17 protein-coding genes are annotated in these 20238 nt (G+C 67.3%); 6 read left to right on the top strand and 11 right to left on the bottom strand.

Annotation, left to right across the window (positions count from 1 at the left end):
* On the top strand, window positions 1-918 hold the full coding sequence (locus tag BLW48_RS03535; RefSeq protein ID WP_093048210.1) for a dihydrodipicolinate synthase family protein: 918 nt from the start codon (window positions 1-3) through the stop codon (window positions 916-918).
* Between the two features lie 19 nt (window positions 919-937).
* Here BLW48_RS03535 and BLW48_RS03530 read toward each other — a convergent pair whose 3' ends face one another.
* The 5 genes from BLW48_RS03530 to cphA (BLW48_RS03510) all read right to left on the bottom strand — a co-directional run bounded on the left by BLW48_RS03530 (window position 938) and on the right by cphA (BLW48_RS03510) (window position 7374).
* Window positions 938-1210: a hypothetical protein gene (locus BLW48_RS03530; protein ID WP_093048213.1), complete on the bottom strand. Its 273-nt coding sequence runs from the start codon at window positions 1208-1210 to the stop codon at window positions 938-940.
* A 134-nt stretch (window positions 1211-1344) separates the two neighbouring features.
* Window positions 1345-1836 (bottom strand): hypothetical protein, encoded by a 492-nt coding sequence (locus BLW48_RS03525; RefSeq protein WP_093172648.1) that lies wholly within the window; start codon window positions 1834-1836, stop codon window positions 1345-1347.
* A 68-nt stretch (window positions 1837-1904) separates the two neighbouring features.
* Window positions 1905-2315 (bottom strand): hypothetical protein, encoded by a 411-nt coding sequence (locus BLW48_RS03520; RefSeq protein ID WP_093076001.1) that lies wholly within the window; start codon window positions 2313-2315, stop codon window positions 1905-1907.
* Between the two features lie 151 nt (window positions 2316-2466).
* Window positions 2467-5034, bottom strand: a complete 2568-nt coding sequence (gene cphA / locus BLW48_RS03515; RefSeq protein ID WP_093048222.1) for a cyanophycin synthetase — start codon at window positions 5032-5034, stop codon at window positions 2467-2469.
* A 48-nt stretch (window positions 5035-5082) separates the two neighbouring features.
* Window positions 5083-7374, bottom strand: coding sequence for a cyanophycin synthetase (cphA, locus tag BLW48_RS03510; protein ID WP_093172646.1), 2292 nt, complete (start codon window positions 7372-7374; stop codon window positions 5083-5085).
* A gap of 85 nt (window positions 7375-7459) precedes the next feature.
* Here cphA (BLW48_RS03510) and BLW48_RS03505 point away from each other — a divergent pair, with 85 nt between their 5' ends.
* The gene (locus BLW48_RS03505) at window positions 7460-9745 is read left to right on the top strand and encodes a cyanophycin metabolism-associated ABC transporter (RefSeq protein ID WP_093075997.1); all 2286 of its coding nucleotides are present in this window, start codon (window positions 7460-7462) and stop codon (window positions 9743-9745) included.
* Window positions 9742-10221, top strand: coding sequence for a cyanophycin metabolism-associated DUF1854 family protein (locus BLW48_RS03500; protein WP_093172644.1), 480 nt, complete (start codon window positions 9742-9744; stop codon window positions 10219-10221). Before BLW48_RS03505 ends, BLW48_RS03500 begins: the two co-directional genes overlap by 4 nt.
* 19 nt (window positions 10222-10240) lie before the next feature.
* Here the strand turns inward: BLW48_RS03500 and BLW48_RS03495 are convergent, their stop codons facing one another.
* The 4 genes from BLW48_RS03495 to BLW48_RS03480 form a co-directional block, all read right to left on the bottom strand.
* Complete coding sequence (locus BLW48_RS03495) at window positions 10241-10954, bottom strand: hypothetical protein (protein WP_093172642.1); 714 nt, start codon at window positions 10952-10954, stop codon at window positions 10241-10243.
* Window positions 10951-12483, bottom strand: coding sequence for an alkaline phosphatase (locus tag BLW48_RS03490; protein ID WP_256330687.1), 1533 nt, complete (start codon window positions 12481-12483; stop codon window positions 10951-10953). Before BLW48_RS03490 ends, BLW48_RS03495 begins: the two co-directional genes overlap by 4 nt.
* Window positions 12484-12515: 32 nt before the next feature.
* Window positions 12516-13988 (bottom strand): alkaline phosphatase, encoded by a 1473-nt coding sequence (locus BLW48_RS03485; protein WP_093048236.1) that lies wholly within the window; start codon window positions 13986-13988, stop codon window positions 12516-12518.
* A gap of 186 nt (window positions 13989-14174) precedes the next feature.
* Window positions 14175-14585, bottom strand: coding sequence for a DUF2177 family protein (locus BLW48_RS03480; protein WP_093048239.1), 411 nt, complete (start codon window positions 14583-14585; stop codon window positions 14175-14177).
* 84 nt (window positions 14586-14669) lie between these two features.
* Here BLW48_RS03480 and queC point away from each other — a divergent pair, with 84 nt between their 5' ends.
* Window positions 14670-15374, top strand: a complete 705-nt coding sequence (gene queC / locus BLW48_RS03475) for a 7-cyano-7-deazaguanine synthase QueC (protein ID WP_093048241.1) — start codon at window positions 14670-14672, stop codon at window positions 15372-15374.
* Here the strand turns inward: queC and BLW48_RS03470 are convergent.
* Window positions 15356-17149 carry an ABC transporter ATP-binding protein/permease gene (locus BLW48_RS03470; RefSeq protein WP_093172640.1) on the bottom strand — a complete coding sequence of 598 codons (1794 nt, stop codon included), beginning with the start codon at window positions 17147-17149 and terminating at the stop codon, window positions 15356-15358. The two genes, queC and BLW48_RS03470, sit on opposite strands and share 19 nt — an antisense overlap.
* Window positions 17150-17272: 123 nt before the next feature.
* Complete coding sequence (locus BLW48_RS03465) at window positions 17273-17833, bottom strand: phosphonate degradation HD-domain oxygenase (RefSeq protein WP_093172638.1); 561 nt, start codon at window positions 17831-17833, stop codon at window positions 17273-17275.
* Between the two features lie 259 nt (window positions 17834-18092).
* Between BLW48_RS03465 and BLW48_RS03460 the strand changes: the two genes are divergently transcribed.
* Together BLW48_RS03460 and BLW48_RS03455 are read left to right on the top strand one after the other, a co-directional pair.
* A complete protein-coding gene (locus tag BLW48_RS03460; protein WP_093172636.1) occupies window positions 18093-19127 on the top strand; it encodes a putative 2-aminoethylphosphonate ABC transporter substrate-binding protein in 1035 nt (344 codons plus the stop codon).
* Between the two features lie 31 nt (window positions 19128-19158).
* Window positions 19159-20238, top strand: coding sequence for an ABC transporter ATP-binding protein (locus tag BLW48_RS03455; protein ID WP_093172634.1), 1080 nt, complete (start codon window positions 19159-19161; stop codon window positions 20236-20238).

Here is a 20238-nt window from a genome sequence, read left to right as displayed (position 1 = left end):
ATGACACCCAGATACCGCGGCATCTTCCCGGTGGTGCCCACCACCTTCACCGAACAGGGCGCGCTCGACCTCGAAAGCCAGAAGCGTTGCGTCGATTTCATGATCGACGCGGGCTCGGACGGCCTGTGCATCCTCGCCAATTTCTCGGAGCAGTTCGTGCTGTCCGACGAAGAGCGCGAAGTGCTCACGCGAACCATCCTCGAACACGTGAAAGGCCGCGTGCCGGTGATCGTGACCACCACGCACTACAGCACCAAGGTGTGCGCCGAACGCAGCCGCCGTGCACAGGACATGGGCGCCGCGATGCTGATGGTGATGCCGCCGTACCACGGCGCGACTTTCCGCGTGCCCGAGCCGCAGATCTTCGAGTTCTATGCGGGGCTGTCGGACGCGGTGGGCATTCCGATCATGATCCAGGACGCGCCGGCCAGCGGCACGGTGCTGTCGGCGCCGTTCCTCGCGCGCATGGCCAAGGAGATCGAGCATGTCGCGTATTTCAAGATCGAGACCGCTGGCGCGGCCGCGAAGCTGCGCGAGCTGATCCGCCTGGGCGGAGACGCCATCGAAGGCCCGTGGGACGGCGAAGAAGCCATCACGCTGATGCCCGACCTCGACGCCGGCGCGACCGGGTCGATGACCGGTGGCGGCTACCCGGACGGCATCCGGCCGATCATCGAGGCGCACCGTTCAGGCGACCGCGACAAGGCCTTCGCGCTATATCAGCAGTGGCTGCCGCTGATCAACTACGAAAACCGGCAGGCGGGCCTGCTGGCTTGCAAATCGCTGATGAAGGAGGGCGGGGTGATCGCCTGCGAAGCGCCGCGTCACCCGTTGCCGGCGATGCACCCCGACACGCGTGCCGGCCTGATCGAAACCGCGAAGCGGCTCGATCCGATGGTGCTGCGCTGGGGGAAGTAGGGACGGGGAAAGAGGCCGCTCAGGCCTCGGGGGTGCTGCTGTTCTTTTCGAGTTCGCTGACCTGCAGCGACAGATCGAACAGCTTGGACTTGCTGGCGTAGTAGCGGTCGAGCCGCCATTCCTTCAGGATGTCCATTGCGAGCTGGAAGCTCTTGTAGTCGAGGTTGTAAAGCGTGACCAGTTCGAAGCTGCGTTCGGACTCTAGAGCCAACACGAGTTGGGCCAGGATCTTGGCCGATTCGTTGGCCGGGTCCGTTTCGATGAATCGGCGAGCGACCTTGATGGCATTCATGGGAAAGGATTCCTCGGTAGGCAGGGACCGAGAACTATAGCTAGCGTGCAACTGCCTTTTGTGACAGTACTGTGACAGTAGGGGCATCGCCAGCCCACCGCGCGGGTTGGCGACGCCTCCAGTGCAAAGCTCACTCAGCGCAGGGGCGCGGGCATCGGTTGGGGCATCGGGCGAGGCATCGGCCGAGGCATGGGCATCGGCTCCGGTGCCATGGCCGGCGCGGGCATCACGATGGTGGTGACCGATTCGCGGATCACGCCACCGCCCATCACGCTGCCGTCGACGCTGGCCTGGGTGTTGCCGCTGCTGCCGAGCACGCGGGCCTCGCAGGCAGCGCGGTCGTCCGGCTGCTGTTGCAGGCCGCAGCGCGCGAGCGCATTGGCGCGGTAATCGGGTGCGCTGGTCAGGCCGCCCTGGGCGGCTGCCTGGCGTGCGGCGCCGGCTTCGCGGATGCAGGCAGCGCGGTCTTGTTGGTTGTGGCCGCAGACGGCCAGTTCCTGCTGGTAGATGCCGGGAGCTTCACCGCGGCGCGGCGACGCGGCCGAGACAGCGGTGGAGGCCGCTAGAGCGCCAACGGCGAGCACGGCGAAGAGCATTGAACGAGTGTTGCGAGTAGTGCTTTTCATGGATGACTCCTTGAAGCGAGCTGAAAAACCAGGGAAATGTTCGACCTCCCGCAGGAGGCCGGGTTCAGTCAACGTGCCGGCAGGGTCTGCGGCGGCAGGGGCGTCACGGTTTCGCGGATCACGCCGCCGCCCATCACGCTGCCTTCGGTGGTGGTGCGTGCTCCCCCCTTGATGCGGGCTTCGCAGTCGGGCTGTTCGACGGCGGGTAGTTCGCTGCAGCGGGCGAGGGCGTTGACCTGCTCGCGGGCGGGGCTGGGGCTGGTGAGGCCGCTGCGTCCGGCCTCCTGGCGGGCTGCGCCGGCTTCGCGCAGGCACGCGGCGCGGTCCTGCTGCACGCCGTCGCAGGTGGCGCGTTCCTTTTGCATGCGGGCTTCGGAGCCCGGTGCCTGTGCGCTGGCCGTCTGTGCGCCGAAAACGATGAAACCACTGGCGGCGAAAAGGGCCGTGGCAGAGAGGATCGAACGAACTGTTGTTGTCATGCGGGCTCCTGGTGAAGCCACGCCCTCCGGGAGGTGCGTGACCGGAGCCACAGTCTGGTGCCGGTCGGGGCCTGCGGTCTGTGGGACAGCCGCACCCATGGACTGGGCCGGACGCGCCCCTGCATGTGGGACGTGTCCGGCAAGCGGAGCTTCAGCCCGCTGCGATGCGCTGTGCCAGGTGAGCGAGCGCTTCCTCGACCTGGTCGACAAGGATCAAGGACAGGTCGCCGGGCTGTAGCCGCGCCAATGCCGTATCGATTGCCACGAACTCGCCGCGGATCTCGTCGATATAGCGCGTGCGAGCCGCGCCCTGCAGGCCCTGGCGCAGCAGCGCCATGACTTCGCCGTCGGCGCGGCCGCGTTGCGCCGCATCCTGATAGAGGATCACGTCGTCGAAGGCCTGGCCGAGGATGGCTGTCTGGTCGCGGATGTCCGAATCGCGCCGGTCGCCCGCGCCGCTGATCACCACCGAGCGCTTCTTCGCGGGCATCGTGTCCACGGCAGACACCAGTGCGCGCATGGCGTCGGTGTTGTGGCCGTAGTCGGCTATCACGGTGGCGCCGCGGTAGTCCATGACGTTGAAGCGCCCGGGCACGCCGGCCGCGTCGTTCATGAAGCTCGCAAGGCCGCTGCGGATGGTGTCCCAATCGAGGCCCACGGCCCAGGCCGCGGCCACGGAGGCCATGACGTTGTCGACCTGGAAGCCGATGGTGCCGCCGCGCGTGATGGGCACGTCGCGCAGCGCGATGCGTTCGCGCCACGAGCCTTCGGCCGCGACCAGCGTGTCCTGGTCGACGTACACGGTGCGCTTGCCTTGCGCGCGGTGCGTGGCCATGACCGGGTGCATGCGGTCGGCGGTGAAGAAGATCACGTGGCCGGGGCAGCCGGCCGCCATGGCAGCGACGTTCGGGTCGGCTGCGTTGAGCACCGCGTAGCCGTCGGCCGCCACGTTGCGCACGATCACGCGCTTGAGCACCGCGAGGTCTTCGACGGTGGTGATGTAGTTCAGGCCCAGGTGGTCGCCGCTGCCGATGTTGGTGACCACGGCCACCTGGCAGCGGTCGAAGCCGAGGCCTTCGCGCAGCACGCCGCCGCGAGCCACTTCGAACACGGCCGCATCCACGTCGGGGTGCATCAGCACGTTGCGCGCGCTCTTGGGGCCGCTGCAGTCGCCGCTGTCGGTCTGGCGGCCGTCGACGTACACGCCGTCGGTGTTGGTCATGCCGGTGCGCAGGCCGCTCGACGCGAGCAGATGGTTGATGAGGCGCGCGGTGGTGGTCTTGCCGTTGGTGCCGGTGACGGCAACCACGGGAATGCGGCCGTCGTCGCCATGGGCGAAGAGGGTGTCCATCACCGCTTCGCCGACCGCGCGGCCGCGGCCGAACGAAGGCGAGATGTGCATGCGAAGGCCGGGCGCGGCATTCACTTCGACCACGCCGCCGTGCTGCTCTTCGAGCGGGCGCAGCACGTTCTCGCACACCATGTCGACGCCGCAGATGTGCAGGCCGACCATCTGTGCCGCATCGACGGCGCGCGCCGCAACTTCAGGGTGCACGGTGTCGGTCACGTCGGTGGCGGTGCCGCCGGTGGAAAGGTTCGCGTTGTTGCGCAGCACCACGCGCTGGCCGCGCGCGGGCACGCTGTCGGGCGCGAGGCCCTGGGCTTCGAGCCGGCCGATGGCGATGTCGTCGAGGCGGATCTTGGTGAGCGAGGTGGCATGGCCCTCGCCGCGGCGCGGGTCGAGGTTCACGGTATCGACCAGCTGGCGCACCGTGGAGCTGCCGTCGCCGATCACCTGCGGCGGGTCGCGTCGCGCGGCGGCCACGAGGCGGTCGCCCACCACCAGCAGGCGGAAGTCGAAACCGGGGAGAAACTTCTCGACCATCACCTCGCCGTAGGCGGCGGCCGAGTCGTAGGCCGCGAACAGTTCTTCGCGCGAGTTGATGTTGACCGTGACGCCCTTGCCCTGGTTGCCGTCCTGCGGCTTCACCACGACCGGCAGGCCGATCTCGTTGGCGGCGGCCCAGCCGTCTTCGGCGCTGCTCACGGGCCGGCCCAGCGGAACGGGCACGCCAGCGGCGTTGAGCAGCTGCTTGGTCAGTTCCTTGTCCTGCGCGATCGATTCGGCCACGCCGCTGGTGCTGTCGACTTCGGCCGCCTGGATGCGGCGCTGTTTCGAACCCCAGCCGAACTGCACGAGGCTGCCGCTGGTGAGCCGGCGGTACGGAATGCCGCGTGCCACGGCGGCATCGACGATGGAGCCGGTGCTCGGGCCCAGGCGCTCGGATTCGTCGAGGTCGCGCAACTCGGTGATGGCGGCGTTGGCGTCGAAGGCGGTGTCGGTCAGGGCGGCGGCGATGAGCTGCTCGGCCACTTCGATCGCGCGGCGGCCGACGGCTTCTTCGCTGTACTGGAATACGACCTGGTAGACGCCGTCTTCCACGGTTTGCGAGGTGTGGCCGAAGTTGACTGCGCAGCCGGCCTGGGCCTGCAGCGCCACGGCGGCGTTCTCGAGCACGTGGGCCAGCGCCAGCGGCTGGCCCAGCACCATCGGGTGCAGTTCGCCGATGGTGGGGAAGCGCGCACGCAGGCGCGCCTCGAAACCGGCCAGCTTGCTGATGGCGTTCTCGTCGCCTTCGCAGGCCACGACTGCCTCGATGGCGGTGTGGCGGCTCCAGAGATTGGGCCCGCGAAGGGCTCGGATGCGGGTGACTTTCATGGGGCTGCGAGGGCTACGGTCTTGACGAGGCGGGAGCGAGGCGAAGCCTCAGGCGAATTGGGTTTGGAGGGGCTGGGTCTGAGACAGCTGCAGCGAGGCCAGCGCCGCCTGCAGGTCGGCCTCGAAGGCCTCCACGCCGGCGCCGATCAGGTTCAGCGGAATGCCCATGGCCCAGGCCGCGGCCACGGCGGCCAGCAGGCTTTCGAGGCTCACGCCGGCATGGGTGGCACGCCACACGGTCAGCCGGCCGAGGCCCGGCAGGAACGATTCGCTGCTGCCGTTGGCCAGCACCACGCGGTCTTGCCGCACCAGCACGGCCTTGCCGCCGGCGGTCTGGTGCGCGGTGAGGTCGGCGGCCTGCGAGTCGGCCGAATACAGGATGACGGCGCCATCGCACAGCGGCGCGAGGCCGGCTACGCGCGGGTCGGCCGCGTTCAGCACGGCGGTGCCTTCGGACAGCACCACGTCGACCTGCGTGCGCAGCACCTTGACCATCTGGTCGCTCTCGGTGATGTCGTAGTCGGCCAGCGCTTCAGAGCCTTCGAGGTCGGTGACGATGCCGACTTCGCAGCGGTCATAAGAAAGGCCGTCGCGCAGGATGGTCTCGGCGCCGTTCTCGATCACCACTGCCTGCACGGCGCGGTTCACGAGCAGGCGGTGGCCGGCGTCCCAGTTGGCGCTGTCGCGTGCATCGACGCGGCGGCGTTCGAGGAACAGGCCGTCGCGGCAGGCGAGGCCGGTGTGGCGTCCGCCCAGGCCGATCAGCCAGGCCACGAGGCGCGCCAGCACGGCGGTGTCGCGCGAGCCGGCCACGCCGACCACGGGAATGCGCCCGGGCGCGTCATTGGGGAACAGGTGGTCGCAGATGGCGCGGCCCACCGGGCGCGGCGAGCCGACGGCCGGCTTCAGGTGCATCAGCAGGCCGGGGCCGGCGTTGACTTCGACGATCGCGCCGCGCTGCGGGCCCAACGGCTTGGAAATGTCTTGCGCCACGAGGTCGATGCCGGCGATGTCGAGGCCCACCACGCGCGCGGCCAGCACGGCGGCGTGCGCGACTTCAGGGTGGACCTGGTCGGTGCAGTCGTTGGCCATGTTGCCGTTGCGCTGGATCGTGACCACGCGGCCGGCGGCCGGCACGGCGTTGGCGTCCAGTTCCTGGCGCTTGAGTTCGAGCTGAAGCTTGGCGTCGGTGTCGATCACGATCACGTCGAGCGGAAACTCTTCTTCGGCGCCGCGGCGCGGGTCGCTGTTGAGCTGTTTCTCGATCAGTTCGCGCACCGTGGCCTGGCCGTCGCCGGTTACGGTGATGATCTCGCCGCGCGCGGCCGCGACCACCTCGCCGCCCACCACCAGCAGGCGGTGTTCGTGGCCGCGGATGAAGCGCTCGACCATCACGTCGCTGCCCTCGGGCTCGGCGACCGCGAAGGCGGCAAAGACTTCTTCGCGCGTCGTCAGCTCGAGCGACACACCGCGGCCGTGGTTGGCGTCGGAAGGTTTCACGACCACCGGCAGGCCGATGTCCTCGGCGGCTTCCCAGGCTTCTTCGGCATTGGCGACCACCTGGCCTTCGGGCACGGGCACGCCGCAGCTTGCGAGCAGGGACTTGGTCAGTTCCTTGTCGCTGGCGATCGATTCGCCGATGGCGCTGGTGTAGTCGGTCTCGGCGGTCCAGATGCGCTGCTGGTTGGCGCCGTAGCCCAACTGCACCAGGTTGCCGCTGTTCAGGCGCATGTGCGGAATGCCGCGGTCGGTGGCGGCGGCCACGATGGCGGCGGTGCTCGGGCCGAGGTAGCAGTCTTCCACCTTGGCCTTGACCGCGTCGACCGCCTTCTGCACGTCGGCGGCGGTGAACGGGTCGTTGTTGATGGCCGCCATCAGCAGGCGGTGGCCCTCGGCCAGCGCCACGCGGGCGACCTGCTCGTCACGCGCGCGGAACACCATGCGGTAGACGCCGTGCTCCGAGGTGCTGCGGGTTTGCCCGAAGCCGGTCGGCATGCCGGCCAGGTTCAGCAGTTCGATGACGACGTGTTCGAGCACATGGCCCGACCAGGTGCCTTCGGTCAGGCGCTGGATGAAGCCGCCGCGCTCGCCCACGCCGCAGTGGTGCTCGATGAGCGCCGGCAGCAGGCCGGTCAGGCGGTCGGTGAAACCGTCGATCTTGTTGGAGGGGTAATCTTCCAGTTGGCCCAGATCGAGCCAGACTTCGAGCACCGGACGGTAGGTCCAGAGGTTGGGGCCGCGCAAATAGTTGATGCGCAGCAGTCGGATGTCGTCGAAACGGGTCATGCAAACGTTCGATGTGCTTTGGCCGAGCACCACGGCGCCTTCAAGCGCGCCCATGGCGATCAGTCAGAATCGGCGCCCGACGAAGGGCGCCATGACGCGGTCCATGCGGCCCGCGACGGGCAAGAGTCAAAGAAACACAATGCAACATCACGATCCAGTCGGCACCCGGGAGGGCGAAACAGAGGCGGCTTCAGACGCGCTGAAAAACCGGCTCGCAGTCGCGGAAAACGTTCTGGTAATACTGTCGGTTGACCTCGACGACCAACTTCGCTTCGCTTCCGCCCTAGTGGCCCTGACTGACCAGAGGCTGATCGCGCTCGAACCGGGCGGCGAATGGCGTGAGTGGCCACTAACAGACGCGGCCCTCGAACTGCGCCTGTCCGACCACTCAGGCGTCGGAACACTAGATCTGACGGGGCCTGCAGGCCGGTTGGGCCGCTGGCGCTACACCCTGGCCGGGCAGGCCGCGGCCCTGCGGCTGCTCAAGCTTTTCGGCCAGCGCATGGCTGGTGTCGCCAAGGAGACACCCGAAGTCATCGAGGTCGCCGATGGCGACGAACCGGCCGACACCGAGCTCCAGACCCCCCCCTCGACCTGGGTACTGCTGCGCCTGGGCCGCTTCGCCAAGCCCTACCGCAAGCAGCTGATTGCAGGGTTTCTGCTGACCCTGATCTCCACCGCCGCCACCCTGGTGCCGCCGTACCTGACCATCCCGCTGATGGACGACATCCTGATTCCGTTCCAGAACGGGCAGAAGATCGACACCATGCGCGTGGGCCTGTACCTGGGCGGCCTGCTGATCGCGGCGCTGGTTGGCTGGGGGCTGGGCTGGGCGCGCACCTACCTGCTGGCGCTGGTGTCCGAGCGCATCGGCGCCGACCTGCGCACCACCACTTACGAACACCTGCTGACCCTGCCGCTGGACTATTTCGGCGGCAAGCGCACCGGCGACCTGATGGCGCGCATCGGCTCGGAAACCGACCGCATCAACGTTTTCCTGTCTTTGCACGCGCTCGATTTCGCCAACGACGTGCTGATGATCGTGATGACCGCGGCCATCCTGTTTTCCATCAACCCGCTGCTGGCCGTGGTCACGCTGGTGCCGCTGCCCTTCATCGCCTGGATGATCCACGTCGTGCGCGACCGCCTGCGCACCGGCTTCGAGAAGATCGACCGCGTCTGGTCCGAGGTGACGAACGTGCTGGCTGACACCATTCCCGGCATCCGCGTGGTCAAGGCCTTCGCGCAGGAGCGCCGCGAAGCCGAGCGCTTTCGCATTGCCAACGCCTACAACCTGCAGGTGAACGACAAGCTCAACCGCACCTGGTCGCTGTTCACGCCGACCGTGTCGCTGCTGACCGAAATCGGCCTGCTCGTGGTCTGGGCCTTCGGCATCTGGCAGGTGGCGCGCGGCAGCATCACGGTGGGTGTGCTCACCGCCTTCATCGCCTACATCGGCCGCTTCTACACGCGACTCGACTCGATGAGCCGCATCGTCTCGGTCACGCAGAAGGCTGCGGCGGGCGCCAAGCGCATCTTCGACATCCTGGACCACGTGAGCAACGTGCCCGAGCCGGCCAATCCGGTGAAGGTCGAGCGCGTGCAGGGCCGCATCGAGATGAGCGGATTGGGCTTTCGCTATGGCTCGCGCGCGGTGATCCACGACCTCGACCTGGTGATCGAGCCCGGCGAGATGATCGGCCTCGTGGGCCACAGCGGCTCGGGCAAGAGCACGCTGGTCAACCTGATCTGCCGGTTCTACGACGTGACCGACGGCGCCATCAAGGTCGACGGCACCGACATCCGCCGCTTCGCCGTGGCCGACTACCGGCGCCACGTGGGGCTGGTGCTGCAAGAGCCGTTTTTGTTCTTCGGCACCATCGCGCAGAACATCGCCTACGGCAAGCCTGACGCCACGCGCGAGGAAGTCGTCGCCGCAGCCCGTGCGGCCCACGCACACGACTTCATCCTGCGGCTGCAGCACGGCTACGACTCGCTGGTGGGCGAGCGCGGGCAGGGCTTGTCAGGCGGCGAGCGCCAGCGCATCAGCATCGCGCGCGCGCTGCTGATCGACCCGCGCATCCTGATCCTCGACGAGGCGACCTCGGCCGTGGACACCGAAACCGAGAAGGAAATCCAGAAGGCGCTCGACAACCTCGTGCAGGGCCGCACCACCATCGCCATCGCGCACCGCCTGTCGACGCTGCGCAAGGCCGACCGGCTCGTGGTCATGGATCGCGGCGAGGTGGTGGAAGTGGGGCCGCACGATGCCCTGATGGCGAAGCAGGGCGCCTACTGGCGGCTCTACCAGGCGCAACTGCGCCAGGGCGACGACGATGCGAGCGAAGGAGCCGCCGACGAGCGCGCCAACGCGCAGGCGCCGCTGGCCATCAGCCACGCAGCCCATCCGGCGGGGGACGCATGACCGAGCACAACACCCCATCTTTCGAACTCGAACGCGATGCCTTCGGTCGCCTGGTGCTGACCGACGCGCAGGGCGAGCGCCATGTGGGCGTCGTGCCTGTGCGGGCCTTTCCGCTGAGCGCGCCTGGCCATGGCATTTCGCTGGTCGGCAGCGAAGGGCGCGAACTGGTCTGGATCGACAGCGTCGATCAACTGCCAGCGCAGGCCAGGACGCTGCTTGAAGAAGAGCTCGCAGTGCGCGACTTCGCGCCCACGCTGCTGCGCCTGCACGGCGTGTCGAGCTTCGGCGTGCCCAGCACCTGGACCGTCAGCACCGACCGCGGCGACACCACCTTCGTGCTGAAGGCCGAGGAAGACATCCGCCGGCTCGAAGGCGGTGCGCTGCTCATTGCGAGCGCGCACGGCGTGCAGTTCCGCATTCCCGACGTGAAGACGCTCGACCGGGCCTCGCGCAAGCTGCTCGAGCGCTTTCTCTGAGGCGCCCGGCCCGGTTCGATCAGTCCAGCAGGTCGGAGTACTCGCCGCGCTCATAGGCGTCGGCGATCTGCCATGGCAGCGTCTTCGGCGCCGGGATGGCCGAAGCCGTCATCACGTTGAGCGAGGTGCCGTGCGCATTGCGCTGCTCGATCTTGCGGGCGTAGCGGCCAGCCACGTCCCAGTCGATGCGCAGAGTGCTCTCGCCCTGCTGCACCTCGTAGCGCTGCACGCCCTTGTTGCCGGCCGTGCCCAGCGCCTTCATGTGCGGCAGGCTGGCGGGGTCGACCAGCCAGTAGGCATTTGCCCACGAGCCGCCGTAGCCCACGTTGCCGTAGTTGGCCTTGTCGACTTCGATCAACTTGCGCTGCTGGCGCAGCACCATGCCCACCTGCACCTTGCCGGCTGCATCGCGGCGCAGCCACAGCGGCGCCGCGGTGTTGTCGGCGTGCGAGTGGCCGATGTGCACCTTGCCTTCGCTGGCCTCGTGGTCGTGGTCGGCGCGCAGCGCAGGGGGCAACTCGCGCTCGATCCACACCGTGCCCGCGCGGCGGAACATCAGGTCGGCGTAGCGGCTTTCGCGCTGAACGCCGTCCTTGCCGATCGTCAGCACATGGTGCTGGATGCGCAGGTTCTGGTCGGGCGCCTCGGCGTCACCCGCGGCGCTGGCTGCCAGCGGAATCGCTGCGAGGGCCGCAGCCGCCAGCAGCGTCTTGAGCGTCGAGGGAACGCTCACAGACCTGCCGCCTCTTTGACCTTGTTGAACACCTTGATGTTCTCCACGGTGCCCTTGAAGATCTTCGAGCCCGCGCCGCCGGCGAACAGCATCACGTCGCCGCCGCCATGGGTTTCCGCGCCGGGCGTGCCGAGGTTGATGCCGACTTCCTGCAGGAAGTTGTCGTCCTCGGTGTCCATCGCGGTCTGGTCGTCGCGCGAAGTCGCACGGGCCGGTGCGATCCACGGCTTGTTGCCGTCTTCCGCGTTGACCTGGCTGGAGCCCGTTGCGTTGGGCCGGCCGCCGTTGCCGAACACCAGCGTGGTGTAGGGCTTGCCATCGGTCGCCTTTGCCAGCTTGCCGTCGGAGTAGCTGTTGACCTTGCCGAGAATCGGGTTGCCGATCTTCGGATAGCCGTTGAAGGCAATGGCGTGGTCATGGTCGGCCGTGACCACCACCAGCGTGTTCTTCAGGCCCGGGTCCTTCTTCTCCATGTAGTCGAGCGCGGTCTGGATGGCGGTGTCGAAGGCCAGCGTGTCTTCCAGCGCACGCTTGGCATTGGTGCCGTGCAGTGCGTGGTCGATGCGGCCGCCTTCCACCATCAGGAAGAAGCCCTTGTCGTTCTTGCTGAGCACGCCGAGCGCCTTCTCGGTCATGTCCGACAGGCTGGGCTGGTCGAGGCTCTGCTTCACGCGGTCGAGCTCGTAGGCCATTTCGCTCTGCGAGAACAGGCCCAGCAGCTTGCCGGTGGCCGCCGTGTCGACGGTCTTGAGCTTGGTGCCGGTGTCGACGTAGGTGTAGCCCTTGGCCTTCATTGCAGCCACCAGGTCGGCGCCGTCGGTGCGCTTGCTGCTGGGGTTGGTCGCGACCGGCAGGTAGTTGCGCTGGCCGCCGCCCATCAGCACGTCGATGCCGTCGAGCAGCTTGGGGTTGTAGTTGGCGTGGCCCGGCACGCTCTGCTCGGCGATGGTGTTGTAGCCGTTGCGGTTGCAGATGTGCGAGTAGGTGGTGGCCGGCGTGGCATGGCCGACGCGCGTGGTCGACACCGCACCCACCGCGCGGCCCTTGGCCTTGGCGAGTTCGAGCAGCGTGTCGACGGCCTTGCCGTTGGTCGGCTGGCAGGTCGTGTCCTCGCCGTTGATGTACTGCTTGCCGGTGCTGTCGACGGCGGTGGTGTCGCCCGACATCGAGATCACCTCGTTGCGCATCTTCACGCCGGTCATGTAGGCGGCCATGGAGGGCGCGCTGTCGGTGGTCTGGCCGTCGAGCGAGAAGGTCTTCACGCGCGCCGCGTACGGCAGCGACTGCATGACGAGGTTGGCGCGCTCGGGGCTCACCAGCGAGCCGGGCTTGGCGGCCAGTTGCTTCTCGCCCTTGTAGATGCGCGCGGCGGTCACGGTGACGGGACCCATGCCGTCGCCGAGGAAGAAGATGACGTTCTTGGCTTCGCCGGCGGCGTGCGCGGTGCCGGCCAGGGTGCCGGCGGCGGCGCAGACGAGGGCGGCTGCCAGGCGGGTGTTGCGGGTGATGCGGTTCATGGTCGTGTTCATGGTTGTGTTCGTCGATGAGCGCTCGCTGCCCTTCACAGGCCGACCGCCTTCTTGATGAGGCCGAACACGTCGGTGTTGGTGATCACGCCAGCGAAGTTGTCGGCGCCCAGGCCCTGCGCGCCGAGGAACACGTCGGCACCGCCATGGGTTTCGGAATCGCTGGCCGCATCCATCGGCACCACGGCTTCCTGCCTGTAGTCCTTGTTTTCCAGCTCGGCGTCGGAGATCGGGCCGCGCGTGGCGAGGCGGCGCGGGCCGTTGCCGAAACCGATGATGGTGTAGGGGTTGCCGTCCACGTCCTTGCTGGTCTTGCTGGTGTCGACGTAGTCCTTCACGAGGCCGAGCACGCCCGGCTTGCCGGCCTCGGTCTTGCCGGTGCGCGCGGCATAGCCGTTGAGCTGCAGCGTGTGGTCGTGGTCGGCCGTGACAACCACCAGCGTGTTCTTCAGGCCCGGATCGATGGCCTGCATCTTGTCGAGCGCGAGCTTGATGGCGTCGTCGAAGGCACCGGTGTCCTGCAGTGCGCGGCGCGCGTTGGTGGCGTGCAGAGCATGGTCGATGCGCCCGCCTTCCACCATCAGGAAGAAGCCCTTCTTGCGCGCGGCCAGTGCGTCGATGGCCTTGCCGGTCATCTCGGCCAGGCTCGGCTCCTTGGTGGCGTCGCGGTCGAGGTCGTACGCCATGTGGCTCTTGGTGAAGAGGCCGGCGATCTTGGTGGCGCCGTCGGCCGGCAGCTTGTCGAACTCGGTCTTGTTGGCGGCGAAGCTGTATTTGGCGGTCTTCAGCTCGGCGATCAGGTCGCGCTTGTCGTTGCGCTTGCCGCCGGCTTCCTTGGCGATGAAGTAGTCGGTGCCACCGCCGAAGAACACGTCGACGCCGTCACCCAGCTTGCCGTTGTAGCCCGCGCCGCCCGGCACGAGCGCGGCGGCGATGGTGTTTTCCGCGTCGCGGTGGCACACGTGCGAGTACGTGGCGGCGGGCGTGGCGTGGGTGATGCGGGTGGTGGTCACCACGCCGGTTGCGTAGCCCTTGGCCTTGCTCTGCTCCAGCAGCGTTTCAACGGCCTGGCCGTTGCCCGAGGGGCAGGTGCTGTCGAAATTGACCTGATAGGCCTTGCCGGAGGCGTCGGCGGCCTTGGTCTCGGGGCTCATCGAGATGACTTCGTTGTTCATCTTCACGCCGGTCATGTAGGCCGACATCGAGGGGGCGCTGTCGGTTACCTGCGCGTCGTTCGAATAGGTGTGGACGAAGGCCGTCTCGGGCAGCGTGTCCATCGTGAGGTCGCCGTCTTCGCCGACCTTGTAGATGCGCGCGGCGGTCATGGTGGTGATGCCCATGCCGTCGCCGAGGAAGAACAGGACGTTCTTGGGTGCCTGCGCGGCCGGCGGCGGGCTGGTCGTCGGCGGAATGAACGGCAACACGACGCCGTTGTTGTTGCTGCCGCCGCAAGCGGACAGCAGTAGTGAGGCGCCCAGCAGCGCCGGGGCAATGAAGCGTTGGGTCATGATTCCCTCGGGTGGTTGTTTGACCGGTGCACCGGGCGTGCACCATTTCTGGAGGTGAAATCTAAAGACGTCAGATGACCCGGCCGTGACGAGTTGAAAGCCGAATGAAAGTTCAGCGCTCTTGTCGAAATAAAGGCGCGAACTGTCTTCGGCGCGTCACGCACGCCGGCTAGCTGAGGCGACTACTCAGCGCGACGCGAACCAGCGCAGCGCCGCTGCGCCGGCTGCCGCGGCAAGGCCGCTCACAAGCGTGCCCCATGCCATGTCGATGAACGACAGCGCAAGCGGCCAGTCGCGGATCACAGCGAGGTTGGTGAGGTCATAGGTGCCGTAGCAGAACAGGCCGAACAGCCCGCCCAGCAGCGCCGCCCGCGTCACGCCGCGTGCCCGCAGGCCGGGCACGATCGCGAACACCAGCAGGCCGACGGGGTAGGTGAGGTAGAACAGGGCCGCGAAGCCCAGCCGCGGATTCGGCGACATCAGATCGCCCATGGCCTGCTGGTACATGTTCTTGGCGACGAAGCCGAGCCAGAGCACGTCGAGCGCCAGCAGCACCGCGAAAGTGGCGACCCATGCAAGCAGGTGTTTGGCGTTCATGTGGGAGATCGTATCCACGCCCCCGGGGCAGCCTGCGAAAATCGCGCCTTTGGACTACGGCGGCATGCACCGCCGCCGACGGATATGCCCCTGCACACCACCGCCCTCGTTCTGTTCTCCGGCGGCCAGGACTCGACCACCTGCCTCGCCGATGCGCTCTCGAAGTACCAGCGCGTCGAAACCCTGGGCTTCGACTACGGGCAGCGCCACCGCGTCGAGCTCGACGTGCGCGGCACCATCCTCTCGAAGATGCGCGAGCGCTTCCCCGACTGGGCGCCGCGCCTGGGCGAAGACCATGTGCTCACGCTCGCAGCGCTGGCGCAGCTCGGCGGCTCCTCGCTCACCGAAGAGGTCGCCTTCGCCATGCAGGCCGACGGCCTGCCCAACACCTTCGTGCCCGGGCGCAACCTGTTGTTTCTCACGCTCGCCGGCGCGCTGGCCTACCGGCGCGGGCTGCAGGTGATCGTCACCGGTGTCTGCGAGACCGACTTCTCGGGCTACCCCGACTGCCGCGACGACACCATGAAGGCGATGCAGCTTGCGCTGTCGCTCGGGCTGGAGCGCCGCCTCGTCATCGAGACGCCGCTCATGTGGATCGACAAAGCCGAGACCTGGACCATGGCGCACCGTCTGGGCGGCGAGCCGCTGGTCGACCTGATCGTGGAAGAGACCCACACCTGCTACCTCGGCGACCGCGTGCACCGCCAGGCCTGGGGCTACGGTTGCGGCGAGTGCCCTGCCTGCGACCTGCGCAAGAAGGGCTGGGAGCGCTACGCCGCTGCGGGCTGAACCCCCGCTGAGGTGTTCAGCCGGTAGCGCGCGCCGCCGGCAGCGCCGTCTTCCTGCGGCACCAGCGTCCATCGCTGGTTGTGGAAGTCGCCCACGGCCGCACGGTGCGCGATCGACACCATCGCCCCGCCGGCGGCGTGCACCGTGGCGGCGAGCCGCTTGTAGAGCACGCTCTCGGCCTGCGCATCGAGCGCGCTGGTGATCTCGTCGGCGAACAGCCATGCCGGTTTCTTGAGCAGTACCCGCGCGATGGCCAGGCGCTGCTGCTCGCCGCCGGAGAGCTTCTGGCTCCAGGCGTCGCTGTCGTCAAGGCGGCTCACGAGGTCGGGCAGCAGCGCGTCGGTCAGGGCCTGGCGCAGCTGGTCGTCGCTGAAGTTCGATGCGGGGTTGGGGTAGGTCAGCGCATCGCGCAGCTTGCCGTCGGGCACGTAGGGCCGCTGGGGCATGAAGGCGACGTTGTCGGGCACCTGCAGCTTGCCCTTCGAGAACGGCCAGATGCCCGCGAACGAGCGGAACAGCGTCGACTTGCCGCTGCCCGAGGGCCCCTGCAGCAGCACGCTGTCACCGGGCTTCACCGCCAGCGCGGCGCCGGCAAGCAGCGGCGTGCCGTTCGGCAGCGCGACTGCGAGGTCGTCGGTTTGCAGCATCTCCGAGGGCGCGCGCTGCAGGGCGTCGTCCCGCGAGGCATGGGCCGTCATGCTGTCGTCGAAGCTGGTAAGGCGGTCGGTGGTGGCGCGCCAGACGGCCACGCTGTCGTAGTTGTCGACGAACCAGCTGAGCGACTCCTGCACCTTGCCGAAGGCCGAGCCGATCTGCATCAGGTGGCCGAGCTGGAACGCGCCGCCAAAGTACTGCTGCGCCGCCACGAGAAACGGAAAAATCACCGCCGCTTGCCCGAAGAACGAGGTAAAGGTGACGAGGTTCTTCTGCTGCTTGATCAGCAGCAGGTAGTTGCGCAGCACGTCGCCGAAGCGCAGGTCGAGCTGGCCGCGCTCGACCTTCTCGCCGTGGTCCAGTGCGATGGCTTCGCTGTACTCCCGCACGCGCACGAGGTGGTGCCGGAAATCGGCCTCATAGCGCTGCTGCTTGAAGTTCAGCCCGATCAGCGGACGGCCGATGAAGTGCGTGACGACGGTGCCGACGATGGAATAACCCAGTGCCAGCCAAACCATCGCGCCGACGATCTGGTAGGTGGTGCCGCTGAACGTGAACGAGAAATTGCCCGACAGCCCCCAGAGCAGGCCGATGAAGCTCAGGAGCGTGACGACGGCGTTCAACAGGCCCATCGAGAGCGTCATCGTGGAACTGGTGAAGATCTGCATGTCTTCCTGGAGGCGCTGGTCGGGGTTGTCCGGCGTGTGGCCGTCCTTGTTCGCATAGCGCGCGAGTTCCAGGTGATAGAAGGTGCGGTCCGCCATCCAGCGCGACAGGTAGCTGCGCGTCATCCAGGTGCGCCAGCGCAGCTGCAGCAGCTGGGTTATGTAGAACTTCAGCACCTGCACCGCGATGTTGAAGAAGGCGATCCAGCCGAACACGCGCACTTCGCGCCAGAAGGTCGTCACGTCCTTGTTCTGTAGCGCGTCGTAGAAGCGCCCGTACCACTGGTTGCCCAGCACCGCCACATATACATAGAAGAGGTTGAGCGCGACGATGGCCAGCAGCATGGCGCGCGCGCGCCATTTCTCCTCGGACCGGAAGTAGGGCGCCGCGAGCGAGAAGACGCGGCGCAGTACCTGGATGAACGTGCTTGCGCGCGCGGTGACGGATGAAGACATGTGGTTTCCTCGCAGGCGCCCGTGCGGCGCCGGTCATCATGAAGAAACCATCGTAGACAAGAGTTTCTTAATCCGGCCTGAAATCGGCCTGAAACCTTGCCCAGCCTCCGAAAAACAGGCCCGTCAGTGCAACATGACCCTGGCCGCCGTCGCCAGGAAGTGCGCCAGCGGCGGCGTTTGCAGCCCTTGCGCCTTCGCCTCTTCGTCCCAGAGCCGCAGCCGCACGGCATCGCCCGACCAGCGGTGCGTGGCAAAGCGCTGCGCCGCTTCCGCGTCCATCACGCCGCCTTGCAGGGCCAGGCTGCGCACCGAATCGGGCGAGAGCTTCGAGAAATAGTCGGGCCGCGTCGTGCACAGGTAGCGCTTGGCGTCCACATGCAGGCGGATCGGCTCGCGCACTTCGATGTCGAAGGCGCCGCGCAGCAAGGGCAGCGCGATGTATTGATGGCGGTCGTCGATGCCCAGTTGGGTAGGAGACTGCGATAGCGTCTGGTGCTCGGCGATCAGCAGGTGGCCCAGGTCATGCAGCAGCGCGGCGGTGACCAGTGAATCGCTCGCGCCGGCCTGTTCCGCGAGCCAGGCGCATTGCAGCGCGTGTTCCAGCTGGGACACGGGCTCGCCCGCGTACGCGACTCCACCGCGTTCAGCGAACAGGCGGGCGATCTCGGCAAGGTCGAGTGTCATGAAAGCGAAGCGAAAACACAGGGAATAACTCCGGCAGCTTGACGCGACGCAATGACATGCGGATGACGAAGCCGCCGCGACATCGCCAGCCTCTGGTGTATTTATGGGTATTTGGGTGTTTCTGGGGCATCTGACAAATTCCTGTCACATGCCGGTGCCAGCATCGCCCGCATCGCTGAACGGCACTTGCGTACTTTCGCTTGCCTGCCCGTGTGTCCCGCATCGCGTCCTTTCTACTTTTCCCAAGAGAACCTCCACCATGCTGCACCGTCAACTCCGCTGGGCCTTCGTGCCGGCCGCCCTGTTCTCGCTGGCTCTCGCCGCATCGGCCCAGGGCCGCACCGAGCTGCTGGTCTATACCGCGCTCGAAGCCGACCAGGTGCAGGCCTACAAGGCTGCATTCGAAAAGGAGAACCCGAGCATCGAGCTGAAGTTCGTGCGCGACTCGACCGGTATCGTCACCGCCAAGCTGCTGGCCGAAAAGGCCAACCCGCAGGCCGACGTGGTGTGGGGCCTGGCCGCCACCTCGCTGATGCTGCTCGACAAGGAAGGCATGCTCCAGCCTTACGCGCCCAAGGGCCTGGACGCCATCAAGCCGACCATGCGCGATGCGGCCAACCCGCCCAAGTGGGTCGGCATGGACGTGTGGTCCTCGGCCATCTGCTTCAACACCGCCGAAGCGCAGAAGAAGAACCTGCCCAAGCCCGCCAGCTGGGCCGACCTGACCAACCCGGTCTACAAGGGCCAGATCACCATGCCCAACCCGGCCGCCTCGGGCACCGGCTACCTGATGGTGTCGGGCTGGATCCAGATGATGGGTGAAGAAAAGGCGTGGAAGTACATGGACGCGCTGCACCAGAACATCGGTATCTACAGCCAGTCGGGCAGCAAGCCCTGCCGCCAGGCCGGCGCCGGCGAGTTCGCGCTCGGCATGTCCTTCGAATACCGCGCCAACAAGACCAAGCGCGACGGCGCTCCCATCGACATCGTGCTGCCAAAGGAAGGCCTGGGCTGGGACATGGAAGCCACCGGCATCATGAAGACCAGCAAGAAGCAGGACGCCGCCAAGGCGCTGGCCGACTGGGCCGTGACCAAGCAGGCCAACGAGTTGTATGCCAAGAACTTCGCGGTGCTCGCGCTGCCGGGCATCCAGGAAAAGCTTGAATTCGTGCCGGGCGACGTCGAGAAGCTGCTCGCCAAGAACGACTTCAACTGGGCGGCAGCCAACCGCGACCGCATCCTGACGGAATGGTCGAAGCGCTACGAGTCCAAGTCGGAAAAGAAGCCGCTTTGATCCTGTCGTTGAAGCCAAGCAGTATCCGGTCATGACGAGCAGCAGCTTTCTTTCCCTTCGCGGCATCGGCAAGTCCTTTGGCGCCACACGCGTGCTCGACGGCATCGATCTCGACATCGAGCCCGGCGAGTTCGTGTGCCTGCTCGGCCCCTCGGGCTGCGGCAAGACCACGCTGCTGCGCATCGTCTGCGGCATCGAGCGCGCCGACAGCGGCCAGATCCTGCTCGGCGGCCAGGACATCGCGGGCCTGCCGCCCGCGGCGCGCGGCTTCGGCGTGGTGTTCCAGTCGTACGCACTGTTTCCCAACCTGACGGCCGCGCAGAACATCGCCTACGGCCTGCACCCCACGGGCGCACTGGCCCGCGAGATGGCCAAGCGCTCACGCGAGATGCTCGACCTCGTCGGCCTGGCCGCGCATGCCGACAAATACCCCGTCCAGCTCTCGGGCGGACAGCAGCAGCGCATTGCACTGGCGCGTGCGCTTGCGCCCAATCCGCGCCTGCTGCTGCTCGACGAGCCGCTCTCCGCGCTCGACGCGCAGGTGCGCGCCAGCCTGCGCAGCGAAATCCGCGCGCTGCAGAAGCGCCTGGGCATCGTCACCATCATGGTCACGCACGACCAGGAAGAAGCCCTCTCGATGGCCGACCGCGTGGTGCTGATGCACAACGGCCGCATCGAGCAGGCGGGCACGCCCGACGAGTTGTACCGCCAGCCGCGTACCCGCTTCGTGGCGGGCTTCGTGGGCCGCATGAACATGCTGCCGGCCACCGTGCTGGCCGACGGCAAGGTGCGCGTGCGCGACAGCGAGCTGTTCTGTGCGCCCGGCAGCCTCAGCGTCGGTTCGCAGGCAACCGTGGGCATCCGGCCCGAGCACGTGGTCGTGAAGCGCTTCGGCACCGAGCTCGGCGCCAACAGCTTTGCGGCACGCCTGCTCGACACCGAGTTCTTCGGCAACCGCACCTCGGCCCGCCTGGCCTGCGAGCCGCTTGGCATCGAGATCGAGGCCGAGTTGCCCGCCGATGCGCGCGGCGGCGGCAGCGATCCGCTGGTGCCTAGCAGCATGGTGCATATCCAGTTGCCCCTGAACGCGCTGTCGGTCCTGGCGAACTGA

The organism is Variovorax sp. YR266, from assembly GCF_900107295.1.
Classification (GTDB): Bacteria; Pseudomonadota; Gammaproteobacteria; order Burkholderiales; family Burkholderiaceae_C; genus Variovorax.
Note: the sequence above shows the minus strand (reverse complement) of the source record. Positions and strands in the feature narration are given on the sequence as shown.

Bases quoted from the DNA above. Each gene is read 5' to 3' on its own strand.
- BLW48_RS03455 (WP_093172634.1), top strand. From the start codon at position 19,159: ATGACGAGCAGCAGCTTTCTTTCCCTTCGCGGCATCGGCAAGTCCTTT.
- BLW48_RS03460 (WP_093172636.1), top strand. From the start codon at position 18,093: ATGCTGCACCGTCAACTCCGCTGGGCCTTCGTGCCGGCCGCCCTGTTC.
- BLW48_RS03530 (WP_093048213.1), bottom strand. From the start codon at position 1,210: ATGAATGCCATCAAGGTCGCTCGCCGATTCATCGAAACGGACCCGGCC.
- BLW48_RS03465 (WP_093172638.1), bottom strand. From the start codon at position 17,833: ATGACACTCGACCTTGCCGAGATCGCCCGCCTGTTCGCTGAACGCGGT.
- BLW48_RS03490 (WP_256330687.1), bottom strand. From the start codon at position 12,483: ATGAACACGACCATGAACCGCATCACCCGCAACACCCGCCTGGCAGCC.
- cphA (WP_093048222.1), bottom strand. From the start codon at position 5,034: ATGAAAGTCACCCGCATCCGAGCCCTTCGCGGGCCCAATCTCTGGAGC.
- cphA (WP_093172646.1), bottom strand. From the start codon at position 7,374: ATGGGCGCGCTTGAAGGCGCCGTGGTGCTCGGCCAAAGCACATCGAAC.
- BLW48_RS03480 (WP_093048239.1), bottom strand. From the start codon at position 14,585: ATGAACGCCAAACACCTGCTTGCATGGGTCGCCACTTTCGCGGTGCTG.
- BLW48_RS03505 (WP_093075997.1), top strand. From the start codon at position 7,460: ATGCAACATCACGATCCAGTCGGCACCCGGGAGGGCGAAACAGAGGCG.
- BLW48_RS03535 (WP_093048210.1), top strand. From the start codon at position 1: ATGACACCCAGATACCGCGGCATCTTCCCGGTGGTGCCCACCACCTTC.
- BLW48_RS03500 (WP_093172644.1), top strand. From the start codon at position 9,742: ATGACCGAGCACAACACCCCATCTTTCGAACTCGAACGCGATGCCTTC.
- BLW48_RS03485 (WP_093048236.1), bottom strand. From the start codon at position 13,988: ATGACCCAACGCTTCATTGCCCCGGCGCTGCTGGGCGCCTCACTACTG.
- queC (WP_093048241.1), top strand. From the start codon at position 14,670: ATGCCCCTGCACACCACCGCCCTCGTTCTGTTCTCCGGCGGCCAGGAC.
- BLW48_RS03520 (WP_093076001.1), bottom strand. From the start codon at position 2,315: ATGACAACAACAGTTCGTTCGATCCTCTCTGCCACGGCCCTTTTCGCC.
- BLW48_RS03525 (WP_093172648.1), bottom strand. From the start codon at position 1,836: ATGAAAAGCACTACTCGCAACACTCGTTCAATGCTCTTCGCCGTGCTC.
- BLW48_RS03470 (WP_093172640.1), bottom strand. From the start codon at position 17,149: ATGTCTTCATCCGTCACCGCGCGCGCAAGCACGTTCATCCAGGTACTG.